The 3,164-nt window shown below is 70.8% G+C and carries 1 protein-coding gene; it reads right to left on the reverse strand.

Translation table 11 applies throughout. From position 1 onward, the window contains the following. Nucleotides 1–3,164 (reverse strand): AMP-binding protein (locus tag ABZ576_RS34260; RefSeq protein ID WP_360749995.1); only part of this gene is annotated, 3,164 nt, incomplete at both ends.

The raw sequence follows: 3,164 nt of genomic DNA on the forward strand, positions 1-3,164 counted from the left end.
TCCAGGACGTAGACCCGGGTATTGGAGATCGGCCGGCCGATCGGGACGACACCCTCCACCTCGGCATCCGCATACCAGGCCGTCGTGTACACCGTGGCCTCGGTCGGACCGTAGATGTTGGCGACCCGGGCGCCGGGGATTGCCGTACGGATCCCGGCCACCGCATCCGCCGTCAGCGCCTCACCGGCCAGGACGACCGTACGCGGACGGGCCTGGATCTCACCTGCGGCCACCATCTGCGCGAACGCCGACGGCACACCACTCACCAGGCTGACATCACCCACACCCGCATCGGCCAGAGCCAGCAGATCCGGCACCACTTCCACACTGCCGCCCGACACCAGCGGACCGAACAACTCGAAGACCGAGACGTCGAAGTTGAAGGACGTGGAGACCAGCACCCTGCGGAAGTCCTCACCCGAGAACTCCGCCACAGCCCAACCCAACAATCCCGCCACCGACCGGTGCTCGACCACCACACCCTTCGGCCGCCCGGTCGAACCCGACGTGTAGATCACATACGCCGGATGCTCCGGCCGGATCACCACCCCCAGCGGACCATCCTCAACACCAGCCAGCTCGACCTCATCCAGCACCACCACCACAGCGCCCGACTGCGGCACCACCGCCACAGTGCCCGTCGAGACCAGCACCACCACCGGCTTCGCGTCGCCGAGCATGTACGCGATCCGCTCCGCCGGATAACCCGGATCGATCGGCAGATACGCGCCCCCGGCCTTCAGCACCGCCAGCAGCGCCACCACCGACTCGACACCGCGCTTCAGACACACCCCCACCAGCGACTCCGGGCCCACACCCTTCGCGACCAGGTGACGGGCCAACCGGTTCGCCCGGGCATCGAGTTCTGCGTACGACACCTCCACACCGCCCGAGACCACCGCGACCGCCCCCGGCGTCCGCGCCACCTGCGCCTCGAACAGCTCCGGAACGGAACCGGAAACCACCTCGGCAGCCGTGTCGTTCCACTCCGTCAGCACCTGGCTCAGCCCGGCATCGTCCATCACCTGGACCGTGCTCAACGGCACGTCCAGGTTGCCGACCAGGGCGGATTCGAGGGCGGCGACCAGGTTCCGGGTGGCGGTGCGCAGGAAGACACCCACGGTCTCCGGGTCGATCGGCGCCACCGCGTCCACGGCGGCCCAGAGGCTGTCGCCGTCGTCGTCAACGGAGACGAGGAGTGGGTAGTTGGTGCGTTCGCGCGAGAAGACCGTCCTGATGCCGGCGAGCGGCTCATCGCGCACCTCGTCCGCACCGTCACGCGGGCGCTCGTGGGCACCGGCACCTGTGTTGTGCCGGTAGTTGAACAGGGCCGTGAAGAGCGGAGTGTTGCCCGGCATCCCGCTGGCCCGCTGTGCCAGCGTGAGCGGCGCGTGCTCGTGCTCCAGGAGCTCCGCCAGCTGACCACGCATCGCGGTGACCGCCGCGCGGACTCCGAGTCGATCCGTGCGGAGGCGGACCGGCAGCGTGTTCAGGAAGGGGCCTGGCACGCGGGATGCGCCTTCGCCCGCGTTCATGCGGCCGAACAGGATCGTCCCGAAGACCACGTCCGTCCGGCCGCTGACCGCCGCGAGCACCCGGGACCACGCCAGGTGCAGCAGTGTCGCCGGGCTCGCGCCCAGACGGCGGGAGACCTCCCGGAGCCGAACGGTCAACTCGTCTTCGAACGGCACCACGCGACGTGCCGCTCCCGCCCCGTCACCGTGTACGTCCGCGATCCCGAAGGGGGTCGTCGACTCGGTGACGTCGCCGAGCAGTTCGGCGAAGTACCGCTCGTGCTCCGAGCGGTCGAGCCCGCCACGCGCCTGGGAGACGAAGGTACGGAACGGCAGCGGCTCCGGCAGTTCCCGGCCGCGCCCCTCCAGGAACGCCCGCACCTCCGCGAGCAGCACTTCGAGGGCTGTGTGGTCGCGCACCATGTGGTGCACCCGTACCAGCGCCAGCCACTGGCCCGACCCCGGGACCCGGCCCGTGTGGACGGTGATCAGCGGCGCCTCGCCGAGGTCCATCGTCGCGCCCCCGGCCGCCACCAGGTCGGCGATCGGATCGGCCATCGGGTCGTCGCTCCGCGTTTCGAGGACGACCTCGGTAACGGGCAGGGTCGCGTGGCGCCACACGACCTGGACCGGCTCGCGCAGGCCCTCCCACACGATCGACGTACGGAAGATGTCGTGGCGGTCGAGTACCTTCTGCAGCGCGTCGAGGAAGGCATCGAGCCGTTCACGCGAGTCGAACTCGACCACCGTCGGAAGGACGTATGCGTCGTCCCCGCCGTCCGCGAGGAGGTGGTGGAAGAGCAGGCCCTCCTGGAGCGGGGCCAACGGGTAGACGTCGGCGACGTTCGCCGCGCCGCCCGCCACCGATGCGACGACCCGCTCCAGTTCCTCGGCGGTGAGGTCGACGAGCGGCAGCATCTCGGGGGCGATCTCGATCGCGTCGGCCGGGATCAGGTTCTCCGGCACCTCGACCTGAACGGCGTCGGCCGCGACGGCGAGCCCGGCCGGGGTCGGCGTCTGGAACAGCGCCCGCACCGACACCGTCACCCCGCGGCCGCGCAGGATCTCGACCAGACGGATCGTCAGGAGGGAATGGCCGCCCAGCCGGAAGAAGTCGTCGTCCACGCCAACCCCGTCCACCCCCAGGACCTCAGCGAAGGCGGCGCACAGGATCTCTTCGCGGGCGTTGGACGGGCCCCGGCCGGCACCGGAGGCGTACTCCGGCACGGGCAGCGCCTTGCGGTCGAGTTTGCCGTTGCCGGTCAGCGGCATCGCCTCCAGGACGACGACCGCCGACGGCACCATGTGACCGGGCAGCCGCCGGGCCGCGGACTCGACGACCTCCCGCGGCAGCTCGGCAGCCACCCCCTCGGTGCCAGCCGGGACGACGTAGGCGACGAGACGCCGGTCGCCGGGGATGTCCTCCCGGACCACGACCGCCGCCTGGTCCACCAGCGGGTGGCCGGTCAGCACGCCCTGCACCTCGCCCGGCTCGATCCGGAAGCCTCGGATCTTGACCTGGTCGTCGGCGCGGCCCAGGAACACCACCTGACCATCCGCCGTCCACTTCGCCCGGTCACCGGTGCGGTACATCCGCTCACCCGACTCGAACGGACTCGCCACGAACCGCTCGGCGGTCAGGCCCGCGCG

This window comes from Streptomyces sp. NPDC013455, from assembly GCF_040632975.1.
GTDB lineage: Bacteria > Actinomycetota > Actinomycetes > Streptomycetales > Streptomycetaceae > Streptomyces.